We start from the raw sequence: 19,434 nt of genomic DNA, 5'->3' as shown, positions 1-19,434 counted from the left end.
CCCGCTCAGTCCGGGCGGGGCAGGACGTAGTCGGTCTCCAGCCCGGGCGTCGGGCGGTGGACGAACCCGGCCGCGCGCAGCGTCTGCTCGGCCGGGGCGTTGTCCGCCGGCACGCTGGCCCGCACCCCGCGCACCTGCGGGTCCGCGAAGGCGACCCGCAGCAGCGCCTCGAGCCCCTCCGCCGCGTAGCCGAGGCCGCGGCGCTGCGCGGACAGCGAGCCCACGACCTCGAGCTCGTCGTCGATGGGCGGACCCACGAAGCCGGCGGTGCCGACCACCTGGCCGGAGGACTTCTCCACGACGGCCATGCGGGCGTAGACGGTCTCCGTGAAGAAGTAGCCGCCGGCCACGAGGGACTCCCGGGCGAAGTCGACGTCCTCGGGGGTCGGGAAGCCCGGGGCGAACTGCTCCTGGGGCTCGCCGGCCGCCACGGCGTCGAGCTCCTCGGCCGTGAAGGGCCGCAGGAGGAGCCGGTCGGTCTCCAGGACGGGAGCCGGGGGGAGGGTGTCGAGGTCCTCGATCATGCTGTGCTGCTTTCTGCGGGCGCGGGGTGCGCGGGTGGTGCGGAGGGCGCCGCCGGGAGGCGGCGCCCCGGGACGTCAGCCGAAGTGACGGGGCAGGGTCGCCTCGTGGGCGGCCCGCAGCTCGTCGAGGCCGAGGGCGAACTCGCCCTGGACGTCGAGGGAGCGCTCGACGGCGTCCACGACGCCGATGCGCGCGAACGGGTAGCCGCGGGCGGTGCACATGTCGGAGAACCGCACCTCCTCGGTGCGCGGGACGGCCACCACGGCCCGGCCCTGGGTCTCCGAGAAGAGCATGGTGAACAGGTCCACCCCGTCCCGCTCGCACACCTCGCCGAGGCCGATCCGGGCGCCGGTGTCGAAGCGCAGCGCCATCTCGGCCAGGGTCGCGGCCAGCCCGCCCTCGGCGACGTCGTGGGCGGCGTCGATCATGCCGTCGCGGGACATGTTGATCAGCAGGTCCCCGAGCAGCCGCTCCCGGGCCAGGTCCACGGCCGGGGGCAGCCCGCCCAGGTGCCCGCGCAGGTTCGCCCACTCGGAGCCGTCCAGCTCGTCGGCGGTGGTGCCGAGCAGGTAGACCGCCTGCCCGTCCTCGCGCCAGCCCGAGGGGGTGCGGCGGCGGACGTCGTCGAGCACGCCCATCATCGCGACCACCGGGGTCGGGTGGATGCCCACCCCGCCCGTCTGGTTGTACAGGGAGACGTTGCCGCCGGTCACGGGCACGCCCAGCTCCATGCAGCCGTCGGCGAGCCCGCGCACGGCCTCCGCGAACTGCCACATCGTCCCCGGGTCCTCGGGGGAGCCGAAGTTCAGGCAGTCGGAGACGGCCACGGGCCGCGCCCCGGCGGTGGCCACGTTGCGGTAGGCCTGGGCGAGCGCCAGCTGCGCCCCGGCGTAGGGGTCCAGCACGGCGTAGCGGCCGTTGCAGTCGGTGGACAGGGCCACGCCCAGGCCGGTCCGCTCGTCGACGCGCACCACCCCGGCGTCGTCGGGCACGGCCATGGCGGTGTTGCCCTGGACGTAGCGGTCGTACTGGTCGGTGACCCAGTTCTTGGCGCACAGGTTCGGGGAGGCCATCAGCTCCAGCACCGCGGGCCCCAGCTGCGCCCCGGAGGGGCGGGAGGAGTCGGCGGGGGAGCCGGTGAAGCGCTCCTGCTGCAGGCGGTCCTGGCCGGCCGGGCGCTCGTAGGGGCGCTCGTAGACGGGGCCCTCGTGGGCGACCGTGCGGGGGTCGACGTCGACGATGACCTCGCCGTCCCACTCGATCACGAGCCGGCCGGTGCCGGTGACCTCGCCCAGCCACGAGTACTCGACGTCCCACTTGGCCATGACGGCCTCGAAGGCCTCGGCCTGCTCGGGGGCCACGACCGCCATCATGCGCTCCTGGGACTCCGACATCAGGATCTCGCCGGGGGTCAGCGTGGGGTCGCGCAGCAGGACCTTCGTGAGGTCCACGTGCATCCCGCCCTCGCCGTTGGAGGCCAGCTCCGAGGTGGCGCAGGAGATCCCGGCGGCGCCGAGGTCCTGGATGCCCTCCACGAGGGAGTTCTTGAACAGCTCGAGGCAGCACTCGATGAGCACCTTCTCGGCGAACGGGTCGCCGACCTGCACGGCCGGGCGCTTGGAGGGCTTGGCGTCGTCGAAGGACTCCGAGGCCAGCACGGAGGCCCCGCCGATGCCGTCGCCGCCGGTGCGGGCGCCGAAGAGCACGACCCGGTTGCCCACGCCCGAGGCGTTGGCCAGGCGGATGTCCTCGTGGCGCATCACGCCCACGGCCAGGGCGTTGACGAGCGGGTTGCCCTGGTAGCAGGGGTCGAAGACGACCTCCCCGCCGATGTTGGGCAGGCCCAGCGAGTTGCCGTAGCCGCCCACGCCGGCGACGACGCCGTGCACCACGCGCGCGGTGTCCGGGTGGTCGATCGCCCCGAAGCGCAGCGGGTCCATGACGGCCACGGGGCGGGCGCCCATCGAGATGATGTCGCGCACGATCCCGCCGACCCCGGTCGCGGCGCCCTGGTAGGGCTCCACGTAGGAGGGGTGGTTGTGGGACTCGATCTTGAAGGTCACGGCCCAGCCGTCCCCGATGTCGGTCACCCCGGCGTTCTCGCCGATGCCGACCATCAGGTCCTTCGTCATCTCCTCGGTGACCTTCTCGCCGAACTGGCGCAGGTGGACCTTCGAGGACTTGTAGGAGCAGTGCTCGGACCACATGACCGAGTACATCGCGAGCTCCGCGGCGGTGGGGCGGCGGCCGAGGATCTTCTTGATCTCCGCGAACTCGTCGGCCTTCAGGCCCAGCTCTGCCCAGGGCAGATCGGTGTCGGGGGTGGCCGCCGCGTGCTCGACGGTGTCCAGGTTGAAGTGCTTCTCGCTCATCGCGGGTGCCGTGCTCCTTACTTGACCAGTGCCTTGAGGACGGAGACGAACAGGCCGAGCCCGTCCGTGCCGTCGCGCATGCCGACCTCCCCGGAGGCGGAGGAGTCGGCGCCGAAGCCGGGCTCCACCGCGTGCTCGGGGTGGGGCATGAGGCCGACCACGTTGCCGGCGGCGTTGCAGATCCCGGCGATGTCCCGGCGGGAGCCGTTCGGGCTGGCGCCCACGTAGCGGAAGACCACGCGGCCCTCGGCCTCGAGGGCGTCGAGGGTGCGCTCGTCGGCCACGTACTGACCGTCCTGGTTCTTCAGCGGGACCACGATCTCCTGGCCCTCGGCGTACTCGGCGGTCCAGGCGGTCCGGTTGTTCTCGACCCGCAGGCGCTGGTCGCGGCAGAGGAACTTCAGGTGGTCGTTCTTGATCATGGAGCCCGGCAGCAGGTGGGACTCGGTGAGCACCTGGAAGCCGTTGCAGATCCCGAGCACCGGCAGCGGGGACGACCCGGAGGTGCCCGCGGCGCCGGCACCGTCGATCACCCGGTCCATGATCGGCGCGAAGCGGGCGATGGCCCCGGCGCGCAGGTAGTCGCCGTAGGAGAAGCCTCCGGGCAGGATCACGGCGTCGACGCCCTGCAGGTCCCGCTCGGCGTACCAGAGGGGGACGGGGGTCCCACCGGCCAGCTCCACGGCGCGCGCGGCGTCGCGGTCGTCGAGGGTGCCGGGGAAGGTCACCACGCCGATCCGGGCGCCCGCGAGCGCGGGGTCGGGCCCGGGGGCGGAGAGGTCCGCGATCAGCGGGGTCTCGGGGGCCGCCATGCTCAGTTCTCCCCGTCGGTCTCGTCGAGCACGGCCACGCGCACGACGTCCTCGATGACCGGGTTGGACAGCAGCTTCTCGGCGGCCTCGCGGGCCTGGGCGAGGACGTCCTCGCCGGCCTCGCCCTCGACCGTCAGCTCGAAGCGCTTGCCCTGGCGCACGCCGGCGAAGCCGTCGAGGCCGATCCGGGGCAGCTCGTTGGCGATCGCCTTCCCCTGCGGGTCGAGGATCTCGGGCTTGGGCATGACGTCGACAACGATGCGGGCCATCGGGGAACTCCTGAGGGGTCGAGCAGCAGGCGGTGCCGGGATCCGGCGAACAGGGGCCAGTCTATCGGTTCGGCCACGGCCCGGGTGCCGCGCTGGAGCCCGCCCCCGCCGGTGTGGTACAGCCCACGTCGGCCCGCCGCCCGTCCGGCGCCGGCGGGGCCTCGCGGGCACCCGGTGCCCGCGAGGCCCCGAGGGACCCTGGTCAGCCGGTCCGGTCGGGGCCCGCGGGGCCGGCGAGCTCGTCGTCGACGAAGCGCGGGGCCGAGGCCAGCAGCCCGGCGCCGGCCAGCACCGCGCACGAGGCGATGAGCAGCACGAGCGGCGCGGTCCAGCCGCCGGTGAGGTCGTGCAGGGCGCCCACGAGGAAGGGCCCGGCGGCGGCGAGCGAGTAGCCCACCGACTGGGTGAACCCGGACAGCTGCGCGGTCACGTGCGCCTCCCGGGACCGGGCCACGATCAGGGCCAGGGCGGTCGGGAAGGAGAAGCAGCCGACGCCCAGCAGCAGCGCCCACAGCCACGGCAGGGCGGCCGGGGCGAGCAGCAGGCCGGTGTAGCCCGCGGCCATGCACGCGCCCAGGACCACGACCCACGTGCGCAGGCGCGCGGAGCGGGCGACGACGGAGGGCATCAGCAGCCCGCCCGGGATGCCCATGGCCGCCAGCAGCGCCATCGCCAGCCCGGCCCCGGCCCGGTCCAGGCCGCCGTCGCGCAGGATCTGGGCGACCCAGCCGAACTGCACGTAGGCGTGCATCGACTGCACCCCGAAGTACAGGCTCAGCGCCACGGCCGTGCGGGAGCCGGTGATGCGGGCCCGCGGGGTGCGCAGCAGCACCCGGGGCGCGGCGGCGGCCTCCCGCCGGTCCCGCGCCGCGACGGCGAGCCACGGCACCAGTGCCAGCAGGGCGGTCAGCCCCCACAGCCCGAGGGTCCACGGCCACCCGCCGGCGGCGGTCAGCGGCCCGGCCGCCAGCAGGGACAGGGTCGCGCCCACGGCCAGACCGGTCGTGTAGACGCTGTTGAGCAGCGCCGTGCGCCGCCCGCCGTGGCGCTTGACGAAGGCCGGCACCAGGATGTTGCCGATGCCCATCCCGAGCAGCGCCAGCACGCTCAGCACCAGGAAGACGGGCGCCGAGCCCACCAGGGCGCGCGCCGTGAGCGCCAGGGCGACCAGCAGCAGCCCCCACGCCACGGCCCCGCTGATCCCGGTGCGCCGCGAGAGCGCCACGGCGCAGGTGCCGGCCACGGCGAAGGTCAGCCCCGGCAGGGACGTCAGGACCCCGGCCAGGGTCGCGTCCAGGCCCAGGCCGGCCTGCAGCTCGGCCAGCACCGGGCCCACGGAGGTCGCCCCCGGGCGGAGGTTGACCGCCACGAGCAGCACCGCCGCCAGGACGAGCGGGACGGGCAGGGGGCGGGAGGGCTGCGGGCGGGTCACCGGCCTGTTCTACCACGCGCCGCCGGCCCGGCGGCCATCGGCGGCCGTCCCCGGCGGCGGCCCCGGTCCGCGTGCTCCCCGCCCGCCGGCGACGGCGGCTCCGACCCGGGCGGGCCCGGGCGAACCTCCGTTCCCGTGGCGCGCGCCCGGGGCGCACGGGGGACAATGAGCGCATGAGCCAGCACCCGCCCACGACCACCGCCGGCCTGCACGGGCGCGAGGCCGAGCGCCTCGCCGAGGCCCTGGCCGCCCGCGACGTCACTGTCTTCGTCGACGGCACCGCCCTGCGCCTGCCCGGAGCGGCGCGCGAGGCCGTCCTGGACCTGCTCGCCCGGCTGGCCCGCGGCGAGGAGGTCACCGTCGCCTCCGGCCCCGGGGACGCCGCGACCGGCCCGGGAGGCCCCGGCAGCAGGACCGCGCCGGGCGGGGGCGACGGGGACGCCGGGCCGGGGGAGGAGCTGCTGACCACGGCGCAGGCGGCCGCGCTCGCGGGGATCTCCCACACCTACCTGCGCAACCTCGCGACGCAGGGCACGATCCCGGTCCAGTACCGGGGCACCCACCGCCGGTTCCGCGCGGCCGACGTGCGCGCCTGGGTGGCCGCCCAGGGCGCCCGGGGGCGCTGACGGGTCAGCCGCGCCGGACCACGACCCAGCCGCCGGCCACCGCGGCCTCCAGCGCCGGCAGGTCCTTGGCCGGGTCCGGCGGTGCCGTGCGTCCCGCGGCCAGGGCGAGGCGGGAGCCCGTGAACCGGCCGTCCGGGGCGAAGACCCAGTAGTGGTTGGGGCACTCGAAGGACTCCGCGCGCCCGGCGGCCTCCCGGCACACCGTGGCCTGCTGGTGCGGACAGGTGTTGCGCAGCACGTGCAGCCCGCCCGCGGCGTCCCGGGTCACCAGCACCGGCCCGGTGCTCGTGAGCGCCGTGGCGAAGTCCAGCGGCCGGGCGACGGCGGCGGCCTCGACCACGCGCTCCCAGGGGCCCGGCGCGCTCACGCGGCCGCGCCCGCCGTGGCCCGGTGCGGGTCCAGGACCTCCAGGGCCGCGCCCAGCCGCCGCCGCAGCGGCGCGGCCCGGCGGGCGAAGTCCCGCTGGCGGCGCACGTACTCGGCCTTGCCCTCCGGGGTCTCGATCCGCACCGGCTCGTAGCCCCAGCCGGTGAGGTCGTAGGGGGCGGCCTGCATGTCGGTCTCCCGCACGTCGCGGGCGAGCTCGAAGCAGTCCAGGACCAGCTCGGAGGGGATCGCGGGCACGAGCTTGTACGCCCACTTGTACAGGTCCATGGTCGCGTGCAGGCAGCCCGGCTGCTCGAGCCGGCGCTGGGCCTCCCGCGTGGGCTGCACCTCGTTGAGGGGCACGGCCTGCGGCTGGAAGAAGCGGAACGCGTCGAAGTGGGTGCAGCGGATCCGGGCGGACTCGACCACGGCGTCCGTGCCGGCGGCGCCCAGGCGCAGCGGCAGCCGCTCGTGGCGCAGCGCGTTCTCCTCGGAGCGGTAGGCCATCGCCCACTCGTGCAGCCCGAAGCAGCCGAAGAACCCGGGGTTGCGCTCGTGGGCGCCCAGCACCGCCCGGGCGAAGTCCACGGCGGCGCCGCGCCGGTCCCGGAAGGCGTCGTCGTCGACCGTCACGGCCCCGTCCCCGGGGCCCAGCCCGAGGGCGTCGAGCTCCCCGGGGCGCAGCGGCCGGTAGAACCTCTCGCCGGCCCGCCCGGCGGCGTCCAGCAGCACGGTGCCCGCCCCGGGGTGCCACCGCTTCAGCTGCGCCGGCTTGAGCGTGTAGTAGGTGAACAGGAAGTCCTCGACCGGGTGCTCCTCCCCGCGGTGGCGGCGGGCCACGAACGGGTCGGCCCAGCGCGCGGCCCGCGCCTCGTGGGCACGCGCCCGCGGCTGCCACTGCGCCCGGTCCAGGACGACGGCGGCGGGACCGGCCACGGGGCCGGTCCCGCCGGTGCTCCGGCGCGGCACGGGCCTCAGCGGCCGGTGCCCGCGTAGACCGTCGCCTCGTCCTGGGCGTCGAGGCCGAAGGCGGTGTGGACCACGCGCACGGCCTCGTCGAGGCGGTCGGCGGAGGTGATCACCGAGATCCGCACCTCCGAGGTGGAGATCATGTCGATGTTGATGTTCGCCGAGGCCAGCGCCTCGAAGAACGTGAAGGTCACCCCGGGGTTCGACTTCATGCCAGCGCCCACGAGGGAGAGCTTGCCGACCTGGTCGTCGTACTCCAGGCCCGCGTAGCCGATCTTCTCCTCGGCCGCGCGCAGCAGGCTCATGGCGAGATCGCCCTGGGACTCGTCCACGGTGAAGGACAGGTCGGTCAGGGGGTCGTCGCCGGTGGAGACGTTCTGGACGATCATGTCCACGTTGACCTTCGCCTCGGCGAGCAGGCGGAAGATCCGGGAGGCGATGCCCGGGCGGTCGGGGACGCCGACGACCGTGATCTTGGCCTGGGTGCGGTCGTGGGCGATGCCGGAGATGAGCGGCTGTTCCAACGGGATCTCCTTCGGTGAGTCGGCGACGTCTTCGGGGCTCGGGATGACCCAGGTGCCCTCGCTGTGCGAGAAGGACGAGCGCACGTGCAGCTTCACGCCGAAGCGGCGGGCGTACTCCACGCAGCGCAGGTGCAGGATCTTGGCGCCGTTGGCGGCCAGCTCGAGCATCTCCTCGCTGCTGACCTGCTCGAGCTTGCGCGCCTTCGGGGCGATGCGGGGGTCGGCGGTGAACACGCCGTCGACGTCGGAGTAGATCTCGCAGACGTCGGCGTCCAGGGCGGCGGCCAGCGCCACGGCCGTGGTGTCCGAGCCGCCGCGGCCCAGGGTGGTGATGTCCTTGGTCTGGCGGTGGACGCCCTGGAAGCCGGCGATGATCGCGATGTTGCCCTGGTCCAGGGACTCGCGCACCCGCTCGGGGTTGACCTCCACGAGCAGGGCGGCGCCGTGGGCGCCGTCGGTGACCATCCCGGCCTGGGACCCGGTGAAGGACTGGGCGGGCACGCCCATCCCGGAGACGGCCATGGCCAGCAGCGCCATCGAGATGCGCTCGCCGGCGGTGAGGAGCATGTCGAGCTCGCGGGCCGGGGGCTTGCGGGTGACCTCGTGGGCGAGGTCGAGCAGCTCGTCGGTGGTGTCGCCCATGGCGGAGACGACCACGACGACGTCGTGGCCGCGGTTGTGGGTCTCGACGATCCTCCGTGCGACGCGGCGGACGCCGTCGGCGTCCGCGACGGAGGAGCCACCGAACTTCTGCACGATCAGGCTCATGGGTTCAACTCCTGTGGTGGGTGATGGCAGGGGCAGGAGCGGCGGTCCTCCCCGCGGCCGGCCCCACGACATCCTACCGTCCGGGCCCCGGGGCGGTCGCGGCCGGCCTCCCGGGACGTCCTCGCGGGCGGCGTCGCCGCAGGTCGGCGCGGGCGAGCGCTCTTCGGGGGACGGGCGGGCGGGGCGGTCCCGCTCAGGCGACCACGGTGCGGCCCTCGAAGGCCCGGCCGAGGGTGACCTCGTCGGCGTACTCGAGGTCCCCGCCCACGGGCAGCCCCGAGGCGAGACGGGTCACGCGCACCCCCAGGGTCTTGAGCATCCTCGACAGGTAGGTCGCGGTGGCCTCGCCCTCCAGGTTGGGGTCGGTGGCGAGGACGACCTCCTGGACGGTGTCGTCCGAGAGCCGGGTCATCAGCTCGCGGATGCGCAGCTGATCGGGGCCGATGCCCTGGATGGGGCTGATCGCCCCGCCCAGCACGTGGTAGCGGCCGCGGTAGCTGCGGGTGCGCTCGATGGCCATGACGTCCTTGGACTCCTCGACCACGCAGATCACGCTCGCGTCCCGGCGGGCGTCGCGGCAGATCGCGCACTCCTCGAGCTCGGCGACGTTGCCGCAGATCCGGCAGAACCGCACCTTCTCCTTGACGGCGGTCATGGCCTCGGCCAGCCGGCGGACGTCCTCCTTGTCCGCGTCGAGGAGGTGGAACGCGATCCGCTGCGCGGACTTCGGCCCCACGCCGGGCAGCCGCCCCAGCTCGTCGATCAGTTCCTGGACGGCGCCTTCGTACACGTTCTCCTCGTTTCCCGGGCCGGTGCAGGCCCCTGTGCTCCTCGCCCGGGGGCTGCTGCCCGCCCGGGGCCGGGCCGTGCGGGGCGGGTCGCGCCCCGGTGGACCGCGTCCGCGGGGTTCACTCCCCGGTGGAGAGGTCCCGCTCCTCGATCAGCATGCCGCCGAGGATCCGCTCGATGGCGGCCCGGCCGTAGAGCGTGGAGTCCTCGAGGGCCTCGTCGTCCGCGCTGGGGACGAAGGAGTCGTCCCATTCTACGCCCTCGGGGCCCTCGCCCCCCGCGGTCCCGGGCCGCTCGGGGGCCTGCCGGCCGGCGGCGATCGCGGCCGCGTGCCGCTCCCGGAAGCTCAGCCGCCGCCGGGACGCCGGCTCCTGGGCCGGGGCCGCGGCCGGCCCGCCGGGGGCCGGCGGGGCGGCCCGCTCGGGGGCGGGAGCCGTGGCCACCGATGCCGCCCCGGGGGCCGGCCGCTCACGGTGCGCCGGGGCGGGCGGTGCCGTCCGGCCCGGCCCGGCCGGACCCGCGGGCGCCGGGCGGGAGGGCCGCCACTGCTCCGGCGGCGCCTCGTCCTCGGGGGGCGGTGGCTCGTCGGGGTAGGGAGCATCGGGATAGGGGAGGTCGTCCGGGTACGGGGGCTCCTCCGGGGGCGGGACGTCGTCGTCGGAGGGACCGGGCCGCCAGGCCTCGGGTCCGCCGCCGGCCGGGGCGGGCGCCGGGGCGGTGACCTCCGTCCCCCCGCCGGTGGGGCGCTGCCGCGCGGGAGCCCGTCCTGCGGGGTCCGGGCCCGCGGCATCCTGCTCCGTGGGCTCCCCGCCCGCGGGGCCCTGGGCGCCGGGGCCCCGGTCGTCGGCACGCCGGTGGGCCGGCTGCCGGTCGTCCGCACGGTGCTCGTCCGCCGGACGGGCTGCGGTCCCGGGGGTGTCCGGGCCCCGGTGACCGGGCTCCGGCGCGTCCGGCGCCCGGACCCCGGGCCCGGCCGCTGCGGTCGTGCCGTGGTCGCCGGCCGGACGCCCGGCCTCGGGCGCCGCCGGCGCGCCGGGACGGGCGGAGCGGCCGGGCCCGGGGTCCGCGGGCACCGGGCCGGGGGCCCCGTCCTCCACGGGGACGCTCCCGTCGGCGGCCGCGCCGCCGGGGATGGGGGCGACGGACCAGCTGTGCACGGGCTCCTCGGCCCAGGAGGGGTCGCTCCACTCCGGTGCCTCGTCCGTGGCGGGACGCCCGGGGGCGCCCCGGGCGTCCCGGTCGCCCCGCGGCGGCTCCTGTCCCGCGGACGTCCCCGACCCTGCCGGCCCGTCGTCCCGCCGGCCGGGCGCGCCCGCCCGGCCGGGCTGCGCCGCACCGGGCTCAGGCCGCTGCACGGCACGCTGCTCTCCCCGCGGTGCGGGGCTGCGCTCCGCCCGATGGGCCGTGCCCCGGTCGTGCTGCTGCGCCGCGCCCGGGTCCTGCCGCGGCGCGGCGTCCTGCTCCGGACCCCGGCCGCCGCGCTGCTCCGGCCGGCGCTCGGGCGCCGGCCCGTCCTGGCCGCCGCGCGGGGGAGCGGGCGGTCCCGGTCGCCGGGACCCGCCGCCGCGTCCGTGGCCCCCGCCCGGGGGCACGGCCTCGGCGCGGCAGTCGATGCCCAGCACCTGGTGCACGGCCCGGCGCAGGTCGTCCTCGAAGCGGGGGAAGTTCATGAGGTCGCCCTCGGCGTCGAACATGATCCGCAGGACCTTGCCGTCGAAGGACTGCGGGGTGCCGCGCTGGACGGTGAACCACGCGACCCGGCGGATCTCGGCCAGGGCGTTGACGATCTCCGGCCACGACGCCCGCAGCAGGTCGATCTCGGTGCCCGCGCCGTCGGCGGCGCGCGGGGTGTCCTCCTGCGGCTCCGGGGCGGCGGCTCCGGGCCGGACGGGCCCGGAGGGTCCGGGGTCGGGGCGCGACCGCGGGTCCGGTCCGCCGGCCGGCGCCCCGTGCGGCTCCGGGGCCCGGGGTGCGCCGTCGTCGCCCTGCGCGCCGCCGGCGCGGTGCCGTGCGTCGTCGCCGGACCGGTCGCCGGCCGCGGCGTGCGCCGGCGCGGGCTGCCGCGGGGTGGGCTCAGGCGGGGCGGCCTCCCCGGCCGGAGGGGCCGCCGGCGCGGCGCCCGCGGGCCCGCGGTCCTCGCCGTCCGGCCGCGGCGCGGGAGGCACGGCGGACGGCGCGGGCGCGGGCTCGGCGGCCGGTGCCGCCGGGGCGTGCTGGTCGGCGGGGGCGGCGCCCCGGCCGATGCCGAGCCGGCGCTCGATCCGGTCCACGCGGGCGGTCACGCCGCGGGTGGTGTCCTCGGAGGAGGGCAGCAGGATCCGGGCGCACAGCAGCTCGAGGTGCAGCTGCGGGGAGGTGGCCCCCGTCATCTCGGTGAGCGCGGTGTTCGTGATGTCCGCGGCGCGGGAGAGCTCGGCGGCCCCGAGCTGGGAGGCCTGGTTGCGCAGCCGGGCGACCTGGTCCTGGGGCATCCCGTGCAGGATGTTGCCCGCGGAGTCCGGCACGGCGTTGACGATCACGAGGTCCCGGAAGCGCTGGAGCAGGTCCTCCACGAAGCGCCGGGGGTCCTGGCCGGTCTGCACCACGCGGTCGACCGCGCGGAAGACCGTGGCGGCGTCCCCGGAGGCGAACGCGTCCACGACGTCGTCGAGCAGCGCGCCGTGGGTGTAGCCGAGCAGGGCGACCGCGAGGTCGTAGGTGATGCCCTGCTCGTCGGAGCCCGCCATGAGCTGGTCGAGCACGGAGAGGGTGTCGCGCACGGACCCGCCGCCGGCGCGCACCACGAGCGAGAGCACGCCGGGGGCCACCTGCACGTGCTCCTCGGCGCACAGCTGCTCGAGGTAGTGCACGAGCGGCTCCGGCGGGACCAGCCGGAAGGGGTAGTGGTGGGTGCGCGAGCGGATGGTCGTGAGGACCTTGCTCGGCTCCGTGGTCGCGAAGATGAACTTGATGTGCTCCGGCGGCTCCTCGACGATCTTCAGCAGCGCGTTGAAGCCCTCGCGCGTGACCATGTGGGCCTCGTCGATGATGAAGATCTTGTACCGGTCGCGCACGGGGGCGAACGTGGCGCGCTCGCGCAGGTCGCGGGCGTGGTCCACGCCGCCGTGGCTCGCGGCGTCCATCTCGATGACGTCGAGGGAGCCCGCGCCGTCCCGGGCCAGGTCGCGGCAGCTCTCGCAGCGCCCGCACGGGGTGGCCGTGGGGCCCTCGGCGCAGTTCAGGCAGCGGGCGAGGATGCGCGCGGAGGTCGTCTTGCCGCAGCCGCGGGGGCCGGAGAAGAGGTACGCGTGGCTGACCCTGTCCTTGCGCAGCGCCGTCATCAGCGGCTCGGTCACGTGCTCCTGGCCGATGACGTCCTCGAAGGTCTCCGGGCGGTAGCGGCGGTACAGGGCGGTAGTCACAGGAGCCACCTTAGCGACGGAATCCGACAGCCGGCGCGGCCGGTCGAGCCTGGGGAGGGGCCGCTCCGGGGGGACGAGAAGACCCCTCGCGCACCCGCCAGAGCCCACCTACCCTTGCTACCTTCCGGTCCTGGGGGAGTTCAGCAGGATGACGCCACGCGAGGGGCTGGCCCCTACTCTAGCGGATCCTGCGCGGGCCCCGAAACCGGCCCGTCCGCCCCGGCCGGACGGGCCCCGCCGACGGGGCGGGAGGGGCCGATTCGGCACAGCGCCGGGATTCGGCTATGCTGGATCCCGCATGTTCGGCGCCGGAAGGCCTGCCGGCACGCACGCCTGGAGGATTCGCCTAGCGGCCTATGGCGCACGCCTGGAACGCGTGTTGGGTTCACGCCCTCGGGGGTTCAAATCCCCCATCCTCCGCGCAGGACGTCCCCGGACGTCGGAACGCCCCGGACCCTCGGTCCGGGGCGTTCCTCGTTCCCGCCCGGCCGCAGCGGCCCGCGGGGTGTCCGCGCAGGCCCGGCTGGGGTCGGCCCCGCCCCGCCCCTAGGATGAGGCCCATGATCTTCAAGGCCGTGGGCGACACCCGCCCGTACCCCGACCACGGCCTGGTCACCCCCGCGGACTGGTCCGGCGTCGCCCCGCGCCAGGTGCGGCTGGACCAGCTCGTCACCACCAAGACCACCCTGGACCTGTCCACGCTGCTCGACGCGGACTCCACCTTCTACGGGGACCTCTTCCCGCACGTGGTCCGCTGGCGCGGGGAGCTCTACCTCGAGGACGGTCTGCACCGGGCGCTGCGCACCGCCCTGCACCACCGGGCCGTGGTCCACGCCCGCGTCCTGGACCTCGACCGGTCCCCGGCACGCACGGCGTAGCCGCGGACCCGTGCGCCGCCCGCGGCGGCGCCCCTCAGGAGGCGGCGCTGAGCGGGGGCCGCTCGGGGGCCAGGCGCACCGGTCTGCCCTCGGCGTCGAACTGGGCCCCGAGGCCCTGCTGGATGAACCGGACCGTGGTGCGGATGTGGCGCTCGCGCTCGGCGCGGTCCCGGTCCGCGCTCTGCCCGCGGTCGGCGGCCGCGGTGAGCGAGCCGTGCACCAGGGAGGCCAGCTCGGCGATGTCGCCCCCGGGCAGCCACCGCTCCTCGATGGCCGCGCGCAGGATCGCCGCGAGCAGTCCCTGCAGCTCGCCCACGTGCTCGCCGAGCTTCTGGTAGTCCTCGGGGGAGAGGACGGTGCGCATGGTCGGCCCCGGCGGCAGGTGCCGGCGGGTGAGGTCCTCGATCTGGGCCCGGATGTAGACCGCCAGCCGGTCCACCGGGTTCTCCACGCCCTCGAGGTCGCGGCGCAGGTCGGCCATGAACCGCTCGGTCTCGTCGAGCGCGTAGGCCACCAGCAGCTCGCCCATGTCGGCGAAGTAGTTGTAGACGGCGGTGCGGCCCACCCCCGCGTTCTTCGCCACGTGCGTCATGGTCAGGCCGGTGAGGCCCTGCCGGTAGAGCAGCTGGCCGAAGGAGTCGAGGATCGCTCGCTTGGTGTTCTCGCGCTGCGCGGCGTTGGTGGCGGCTGAGATGCGGGGCATGATGACACCTGATTTCTATCTGTCATCAAAGTATGCACACTTCAATGAGTCTTGGTGACGGTGTGTCCGACTATGACACCACCTTTCGGCCCGCTTCGGCGCCGGATCGGGCAACTCCACGGAGAACGTCCAGGAAGCTTCCCCCGGGGGCTCAGGCGGTGCACCCCTCGGGGTCGCGCGCCGGGGTCTCGCCGCCGAGGTCCACGAGGGGGTGGGGCTCGGCCCGGACCTGCTCCGGCCGCTGCCGCACCCGTGCCGGCCCGAGCCTCATGGCCCGGGCGCGGGACGCCCCGCCTTCCGCCGTCAACGGCCGCGCCGCCCGCTCCGGGAAGGGAGCGGGCGGCGCGGCCGCACGGGGGAGGGGTGGTTCAGCGCTCGGCGGCGGACCCGCCCTGCCACAGGGAGTCGAAGGGCGCGCGGGAGACCAGCCGCTGCCGGATCCCGGCCGAGACGAACGCCTTCGCCGTGCGCGCGGCCGCGAGCGGCTCGGCGCCCTTGGCCAGCTCGGCGGCGACCGCCGCGGCCAGGGTGCAGCCGGCCCCGGCCACGGGGACCTCGCCGACCTTGGGCTCGGAGAGCACCTCGAGGGTCTCCCCGTCGTAGTAGACGTCCACGGCGTCCGGGCCGGCCAGCCGGACCCCGCCCTTGGCGAGCACCACGGCGCCGGAGCGCTCGTGGATCCGGCGGGCGGCCTCGGCGAGGTGCTCGACCGTGCTGATCTCCTCGAGCCCGGACAGGGACAGCGCCTCGAAGTGGTTGGGGGTCACGAAGGTGGCCAGGGGCAGGATCTCGGCCTTGAGCGCCTCGTCGGTGTCCAGCGCGGCGCCGGGCTCCTGGCCCTTGCAGATCAGCACCGGGTCGAGCACGAGGTGGCGCGGGGCCAGCCGGCCCAGGACCTCGGCGGTGGTCGCGATGGTGGCGGGGCTGCCGAGCATGCCGATCTTCACGGCGCCGAGCTCGTGGGCCGCCGTGATCGCCTCGAGCTGCTCGCGCAGCACGTCCTGCGGCACGGGGAAGAGGCGGTGGCCCCAGTCCTCGGCGGGATCGAAGGAGACGATGCAGGTCAGGGCCAGCGAGCCGAAGACGCCGAGCTCCTGGAAGGTCTTGAGGTCCGCCTGCGCGCCGGCGCCGCCGGTGGCCTCGGACCCGGCGACGGTCAGGGCCACGGGGGGCTGGGCCGCCGCGGGGCGGCCGGCGGCGGGAGCGGTGGTGGTGTCGGTCATGGGGACCATTCTGCGCCCGGGCCCGCGCCCGGGGCCAACCGGCGCCCCGCGCCGGCCCGGAGGGGCCGCCGGCCCCGGCGCTAGACTGTCCGACGGCCTCCGGCCGCCCCGGGCCCGTCCCGGGTGCGCGGCGCCGGCGGAGGAGCCCCCGGGTGGCAGGCGGGGGCCGGGCCGCATACCGGATCGAACCACGGCGGGTCCCGCGCGGGCCCGCCGCGTCAATACAGATTGGTGACCCACGTGACCGCATCCCCTGCTCCCTCCTCGCCGGCGGGCCCCGAGCCCACGGGCCTCGCCCGCCGCCCCCGCAGCGCCTACGACCTGCTCGTGGCCGCCTACTGCGTGATCCTCGTGCTCTCCAACATCGCGGCGACCAAGGGCGTGGCCTTCGGCCCGGTGCTCACCGACGGCGGCTTCTTCCTCTTCCCCCTGGCCTACGTGCTGGGCGACGTCGTGGCCGAGGTCTACGGCTTCCGCCCCGCGCGGCGGGCGATCGTGACCTCCTTCGCGGCGGGCCTGTTCGCCTCGGTCGTGTTCTGGCTGGTCATCGCGCTGCCCCCGGCCGCGTTCTACGAGGGCCAGGAGGCGTTCGAGGCCGTGCTGGGGCCGGTGCCGCTGATCGTGGCCGGGTCCCTGCTGGGCTACCTCGCGGGCCAGCTGCTCAACGCCTTCGTGATGGTCCGGCTCAAGGCCCGCACGGGCGGGCGGCACCTGTGGGCACGCCTGCTCGGCTCGACCCTGGTGGGCGAGCTCGTGGACACCGTGATCTTCTGCACCGTGGCCGCCCCGATCATCGGCATCAGCACGGCCGGGGACTTCCTGAACTACGTGCTGGTCGGCTACGTCTACAAGGTCCTGGTCGAGGTGCTGGTCCTGCCGGTGACCTACGCCGCCGTCGGGACCCTGAAGCGGCGCGAGGCCGTGGCCGCGCCCCCGCAGGGCGCGCCGGTGGGCTGAGCCCCGCGGGTCCCCGGCCCGGGGCCGCTGTCTAGGATGAGCCCATGGACGTCCTCACCGGCACCGGGCTCGCGGCCTCGGCGGGCCTGAACGCCTACGTCCCGCTGCTCGTGCTCGGGCTGCTGGACCGCTTCACGCAGGCCGTGGACCTCGGCCCGGGCTCCGCGTGGCTGTCCGAGACCTGGGTGCTGGTCCTGCTCGCCGTGCTGCTGGCCGTGGAGGTCGTGGCGGACAAGGTCCCCGTCGTGGACTCGCTCAACGACCTGCTCCAGACCTTCGTGCGCCCCACCTCCGGAGGGATCGTCTTCGGCTCCGCCACCACCGCCCAGACCGCCGGCGGGGGCACGGCGGCCGACCCGGGCGCGCTGCTCTCCTCCCCGGCGTGGGTGCCCGTGGCCGTGGGCGTCGTCGTCGCCCTCGTGGTGCACGTGACGAAGACCGTCTCCCGCCCGGCCGCCAACACGCTCACCGCGGGCGCGGCCGCGCCGGTGGCGTCCACGGTCGAGGACGTCTCGGCCGTGACCCTGTCCCTCGTGGCGGTGTTCCTGCCGCTGCTCGTGGTCGTGGTGCTCGCCGCGGTGGCCGTGCTGCTGTTCCTGCTCTACCGGCGGCTGCGCCGCGGCCGCCGTCCGGGGCCCGCGCCGGGACGCCCGCGCGGCGGAGCCGCTCAGCGCCCCAGATAGGCCAGCTGGGCCCGCACGGACAGCCGCGCGGCGGGCAGCACCGACTCCGGCACGTCCGCGTAGATCCGGGCGGTCACCGCCTCCGTCCCCGCGCCGGGCCCGAGCGCCCGCAGCGCCTCACGGACCTCGGCCAGCCGCTGCCCCCGGTGCTCGAGCAGCCGCTCGCACGCGGCGCCGAGGTCCGCCAGCACCTGCGCGTGGCCCGGCAGGACCGTGGCCGGGCCCAGCACCGCCAGCCGGTGCAGGCTGCGCAGGTAGTCCGCGAGCGTGCCGTCCGGGTGGTCCAGGACCGTGGTCCCGCGGCCCAGGACCGTGTCCCCGGTCAGCACGCTGCCCGCGCCCGTGCCCGGCTCCTGCCCGGGCGGGGCGTCCGCGGGCAGGTGCAGGCACACCGAGTCGGAGGTGTGCCCCGGGGTGTGCAGCACCTCGATCCGCACCCCGGCCGCCTCCAGCACCTCGCCCTCGCCCAGCGGGTCCGCGCCGCGGCAGAAGGCGGGGGAGACGGCGCGCACGGGCGCGCCGGTGAGCGCGGCGAAGCGGTCGAGCCCGGCCGTGTGGTCGCCGTGCCGGTGGGTGACCAGCACGAGGGCCGTGCGGCCCGCGGCGGCGAGCGCCTCCAGGTGGCCGGCGTCCTCGGGGCCGGGGTCCACGACGACGACGTCGCCCTGCCCCGGCGCCCCGAGCAGCCACGAGTTCGTGCCGTCGAGGGTCATGGGGCCGGGGTTCGGGGCGGTCAGCCGGCGGGTCAGGGCGGTCGTGCGGACGGGCTCGCTCATGCGGGCAGACTAGCCCAGCCCGCGCCGGCGCGGGCCCGGTCAGCCGGCGGCGAGCAGCGCCTCGAGGCGGGCGAAGGAGCTGCGCCAGCCCGCGGCCGCGCCCTCGTGCACCGCGGCCGGCAGGGGGCCCTGGGAGACGACGAGCAGGGTGCCGCCGTCGCCGGTGGCCAGCAGCTCGACGCGCTGGAGCACGTGCGGCCCGGAGGGCTCGCCGTCGGGGCCCGGCAGCACCTCGCGGGCCTCGAGCAGGGCGTCCTGCTCGAGGCGCAGGCAGGTCGAGCGCACGGGCACGACCTGCCGGGGGTCCGCGTCGGAGACCATGAGGAAGTCGCGGCGCCCGCCCGGGCGGGGCTCGAGCACGACCGACTCCCGGGGCACGCTCCAGCCCTGCGGGCCGAACCACGCCGCGAGCCGGTCCGGGTCGGTGAAGGCGGCGAAGACCGCGGCCGGCGGGTGGGGCAGGTCGTGGGAGACGGAGAAGACCTCCGCGGGGTCCAGGTCGGTGACGTCCATGGCCCCATTCTCCCCGCTCCGCGCGGCCCGCAGGAGGGCACTGGGTACAGTGACGACCGTGAGCACCGAACCTGGCCGGGGCCCGGAGCGCCCCGGCGCGCGGCCGGCGTGGGTGCCCGCGCTCAAGGGCGGGGCGCTGCTGCTGCTGATCGGTCTCGCCGTCTGGTACCTCATCGGCTGGACCCCGCCCACCGTGGAGCAGATCCACGCGTTCGTGGCCCGCTTCGGCGTGTGGGGCCCGCTCGTCTTCGGGCTCGTGTTCGCGCTGGTCGCCGCGACCCCCGTGCCGGTGACGATCATGGCCGTCTCCGGCGGGTTCCTCTTCGGCATGGCCCAGGGCAGCGTGCTGGGGGTGGTCGCGACCACCACCGGGGCGTGGCTGGGCTACTGGCTGGCCCGCTTCCTGGGCCGCGACGCCCTCTACCGGCTGGCCGGCCCCCGGGTGGAGGCCGTCGAGGCGCGGCTGCGGGGCAAGGGCTTCCTCACGGTGCTGGTGCTGCGCCCCGTGCTGCCCAACTGGACGCTCAGCTACGGGTCCGGGCTGGTGCGGATCCCGCAGCGGGACTACCTCGGGGCCACGCTGCTGGGCGGGACCCCCGGGCAGCTGAGCTTCGCCGCGGTGGGGGCCTTCACCTCCCGCCCGTCCTGGCCGGCGCTCGCGGTCGTCGCCGCCTCGTGGGCGGCCGTGGTCGTGGTGGGGGTGATCGCCTGGCGGCACGCCCGCCGGGCCGAGCACCGGGCGGATCCGGAGGGCGGGGAGGACCCCGCGGGCCACAACGGCCCCGGCGGGGCGGGGGACCCGGAGGGCCCGGGAGACGAGGGGCGGCCCCGGGCCGGGTGAGCCCCGG

The 19,434-nt window shown here is 76.1% G+C and carries 19 protein-coding genes, 1 tRNA gene and 1 other RNA gene; 6 read left to right on the top strand and 15 right to left on the bottom strand.

The genetic code is table 11. The features are described 5' to 3' along the window. Positions 1–5: 5 nt before the first annotated feature. The 5 genes from AS188_RS00680 to AS188_RS00660 all read right to left on the bottom strand — a co-directional run bounded on the left by AS188_RS00680 (position 6) and on the right by AS188_RS00660 (position 5,410). Positions 6–524 carry a GNAT family N-acetyltransferase gene (locus AS188_RS00680; RefSeq protein WP_058857222.1) on the bottom strand — a complete coding sequence of 173 codons (519 nt, stop codon included), beginning with the start codon at positions 522–524 and terminating at the stop codon, positions 6–8. A gap of 75 nt (positions 525–599) precedes the next feature. Further along, positions 600–2,897 carry a phosphoribosylformylglycinamidine synthase subunit PurL gene (gene purL / locus AS188_RS00675; protein WP_058857221.1) on the bottom strand — a complete coding sequence of 766 codons (2,298 nt, stop codon included), beginning with the start codon at positions 2,895–2,897 and terminating at the stop codon, positions 600–602. Positions 2,898–2,914: 17 nt separating this feature from the next. Beyond that, the gene (gene purQ / locus AS188_RS00670; RefSeq protein ID WP_058857220.1) at positions 2,915–3,709 is read right to left on the bottom strand and encodes a phosphoribosylformylglycinamidine synthase subunit PurQ; all 795 of its coding nucleotides are present in this window, start codon (positions 3,707–3,709) and stop codon (positions 2,915–2,917) included. A 2-nt stretch (positions 3,710–3,711) separates the two neighbouring features. Beyond that, the gene (gene purS / locus AS188_RS00665; protein WP_058857219.1) at positions 3,712–3,978 is read right to left on the bottom strand and encodes a phosphoribosylformylglycinamidine synthase subunit PurS; all 267 of its coding nucleotides are present in this window, start codon (positions 3,976–3,978) and stop codon (positions 3,712–3,714) included. Between the two features lie 202 nt (positions 3,979–4,180). Further along, positions 4,181–5,410, bottom strand: coding sequence for an MFS transporter (locus AS188_RS00660; RefSeq protein WP_058857218.1), 1,230 nt, complete (start codon positions 5,408–5,410; stop codon positions 4,181–4,183). Between the two features lie 173 nt (positions 5,411–5,583). Between AS188_RS00660 and AS188_RS00655 the strand changes: the two genes are divergently transcribed. Further along, positions 5,584–6,036 (top strand): helix-turn-helix domain-containing protein, encoded by a 453-nt coding sequence (locus tag AS188_RS00655; RefSeq protein ID WP_058857217.1) that lies wholly within the window; start codon positions 5,584–5,586, stop codon positions 6,034–6,036. 4 nt (positions 6,037–6,040) lie between these two features. Here AS188_RS00655 and AS188_RS00650 read toward each other — a convergent pair whose 3' ends face one another. The 6 genes from AS188_RS00650 to ffs form a co-directional block, all read right to left on the bottom strand. Then, positions 6,041–6,403 (bottom strand): Rieske 2Fe-2S domain-containing protein, encoded by a 363-nt coding sequence (locus AS188_RS00650; RefSeq protein ID WP_058857216.1) that lies wholly within the window; start codon positions 6,401–6,403, stop codon positions 6,041–6,043. Then, positions 6,400–7,338, bottom strand: coding sequence for a hypothetical protein (locus AS188_RS00645; RefSeq protein WP_058859629.1), 939 nt, complete (start codon positions 7,336–7,338; stop codon positions 6,400–6,402). The genes AS188_RS00650 and AS188_RS00645 overlap by 4 nt, the downstream gene beginning before the upstream one ends. 38 nt (positions 7,339–7,376) lie before the next feature. Then, complete coding sequence (locus AS188_RS00640) at positions 7,377–8,663, bottom strand: aspartate kinase (protein ID WP_058857215.1); 1,287 nt, start codon at positions 8,661–8,663, stop codon at positions 7,377–7,379. 193 nt (positions 8,664–8,856) lie between these two features. Next, positions 8,857–9,453, bottom strand: coding sequence for a recombination mediator RecR (gene recR / locus AS188_RS00635; RefSeq protein ID WP_058857214.1), 597 nt, complete (start codon positions 9,451–9,453; stop codon positions 8,857–8,859). Between the two features lie 118 nt (positions 9,454–9,571). Next, the gene (locus AS188_RS00630) at positions 9,572–12,853 is read right to left on the bottom strand and encodes a DNA polymerase III subunit gamma and tau (protein WP_058857213.1); all 3,282 of its coding nucleotides are present in this window, start codon (positions 12,851–12,853) and stop codon (positions 9,572–9,574) included. Between the two features lie 74 nt (positions 12,854–12,927). After that, positions 12,928–13,024, bottom strand: an RNA gene (ffs, locus tag AS188_RS16290) — signal recognition particle sRNA small type. Positions 13,025–13,188: 164 nt separating this feature from the next. Between ffs and AS188_RS00625 the strand changes: the two genes are divergently transcribed. Together AS188_RS00625 and AS188_RS00620 are read left to right on the top strand one after the other, a co-directional pair. Continuing rightward, positions 13,189–13,273: transfer RNA gene (locus AS188_RS00625), tRNA-Ser, on the top strand. Between the two features lie 140 nt (positions 13,274–13,413). Then, complete coding sequence (locus AS188_RS00620; RefSeq protein WP_058857212.1) at positions 13,414–13,731, top strand: type II toxin-antitoxin system VapB family antitoxin; 318 nt, start codon at positions 13,414–13,416, stop codon at positions 13,729–13,731. Between the two features lie 34 nt (positions 13,732–13,765). On the opposite strand, the gene AS188_RS00615 is transcribed toward AS188_RS00620, so the two are convergent. Next, entirely contained in the window at positions 13,766–14,434 is a 669-nt protein-coding gene (locus AS188_RS00615) for a TetR/AcrR family transcriptional regulator (protein WP_058857211.1), read from the bottom strand. 368 nt (positions 14,435–14,802) lie between these two features. Then, positions 14,803–15,657, bottom strand: a complete 855-nt coding sequence (locus tag AS188_RS00610) for a PfkB family carbohydrate kinase (protein WP_058857210.1) — start codon at positions 15,655–15,657, stop codon at positions 14,803–14,805. Positions 15,658–15,897: 240 nt separating this feature from the next. Between AS188_RS00610 and AS188_RS00605 the strand changes: the two genes are divergently transcribed. Next, entirely contained in the window at positions 15,898–16,614 is a 717-nt protein-coding gene (locus AS188_RS00605) for a queuosine precursor transporter (RefSeq protein WP_058859628.1), read from the top strand. 44 nt (positions 16,615–16,658) lie between these two features. Continuing rightward, positions 16,659–17,297: a DUF4126 domain-containing protein gene (locus tag AS188_RS00600; RefSeq protein WP_058857209.1), complete on the top strand. Its 639-nt coding sequence runs from the start codon at positions 16,659–16,661 to the stop codon at positions 17,295–17,297. Here the strand turns inward: AS188_RS00600 and AS188_RS00595 are convergent. Together AS188_RS00595 and AS188_RS17040 are read right to left on the bottom strand one after the other, a co-directional pair. Next, positions 17,282–18,073, bottom strand: coding sequence for an MBL fold metallo-hydrolase (locus tag AS188_RS00595; RefSeq protein ID WP_058857208.1), 792 nt, complete (start codon positions 18,071–18,073; stop codon positions 17,282–17,284). The genes AS188_RS00600 and AS188_RS00595 overlap by 16 nt on opposite strands. Positions 18,074–18,112: 39 nt before the next feature. Further along, positions 18,113–18,586 carry an SRPBCC family protein gene (locus tag AS188_RS17040; protein ID WP_058857207.1) on the bottom strand — a complete coding sequence of 158 codons (474 nt, stop codon included), beginning with the start codon at positions 18,584–18,586 and terminating at the stop codon, positions 18,113–18,115. 58 nt (positions 18,587–18,644) lie between these two features. Between AS188_RS17040 and AS188_RS00585 the strand changes: the two genes are divergently transcribed. Continuing rightward, on the top strand, positions 18,645–19,427 hold the full coding sequence (locus AS188_RS00585) for a TVP38/TMEM64 family protein (protein ID WP_169797976.1): 783 nt from the start codon (positions 18,645–18,647) through the stop codon (positions 19,425–19,427). The last annotated feature ends 7 nt before the right edge of the window (positions 19,428–19,434 follow it).

The organism is Kocuria flava (assembly GCF_001482365.1).
GTDB classification, from domain to species: domain Bacteria; phylum Actinomycetota; class Actinomycetes; order Actinomycetales; family Micrococcaceae; genus Kocuria; species Kocuria flava.
This window is presented reverse-complemented; position numbering and strand designations above follow the sequence as displayed.

What these genes read in the sequence shown, in the direction of transcription:
- AS188_RS00610 (WP_058857210.1), bottom strand. Translation starts at nt 15,657, where the DNA reads ATGACCGACACCACCACCGCTCCCGCCGCCGGCCGCCCCGCGGCGGCC.
- purL (WP_058857221.1), bottom strand. Translation starts at nt 2,897, where the DNA reads ATGAGCGAGAAGCACTTCAACCTGGACACCGTCGAGCACGCGGCGGCC.
- purQ (WP_058857220.1), bottom strand. Translation starts at nt 3,709, where the DNA reads ATGGCGGCCCCCGAGACCCCGCTGATCGCGGACCTCTCCGCCCCCGGG.
- AS188_RS00655 (WP_058857217.1), top strand. Translation starts at nt 5,584, where the DNA reads ATGAGCCAGCACCCGCCCACGACCACCGCCGGCCTGCACGGGCGCGAG.
- AS188_RS00615 (WP_058857211.1), bottom strand. Translation starts at nt 14,434, where the DNA reads ATGCCCCGCATCTCAGCCGCCACCAACGCCGCGCAGCGCGAGAACACC.
- AS188_RS00640 (WP_058857215.1), bottom strand. Translation starts at nt 8,663, where the DNA reads ATGAGCCTGATCGTGCAGAAGTTCGGTGGCTCCTCCGTCGCGGACGCC.
- AS188_RS00595 (WP_058857208.1), bottom strand. Translation starts at nt 18,073, where the DNA reads ATGAGCGAGCCCGTCCGCACGACCGCCCTGACCCGCCGGCTGACCGCC.
- AS188_RS17040 (WP_058857207.1), bottom strand. Translation starts at nt 18,586, where the DNA reads ATGGACGTCACCGACCTGGACCCCGCGGAGGTCTTCTCCGTCTCCCAC.
- AS188_RS00620 (WP_058857212.1), top strand. Translation starts at nt 13,414, where the DNA reads ATGATCTTCAAGGCCGTGGGCGACACCCGCCCGTACCCCGACCACGGC.
- purS (WP_058857219.1), bottom strand. Translation starts at nt 3,978, where the DNA reads ATGGCCCGCATCGTTGTCGACGTCATGCCCAAGCCCGAGATCCTCGAC.
- AS188_RS00680 (WP_058857222.1), bottom strand. Translation starts at nt 524, where the DNA reads ATGATCGAGGACCTCGACACCCTCCCCCCGGCTCCCGTCCTGGAGACC.
- AS188_RS00600 (WP_058857209.1), top strand. Translation starts at nt 16,659, where the DNA reads ATGGACGTCCTCACCGGCACCGGGCTCGCGGCCTCGGCGGGCCTGAAC.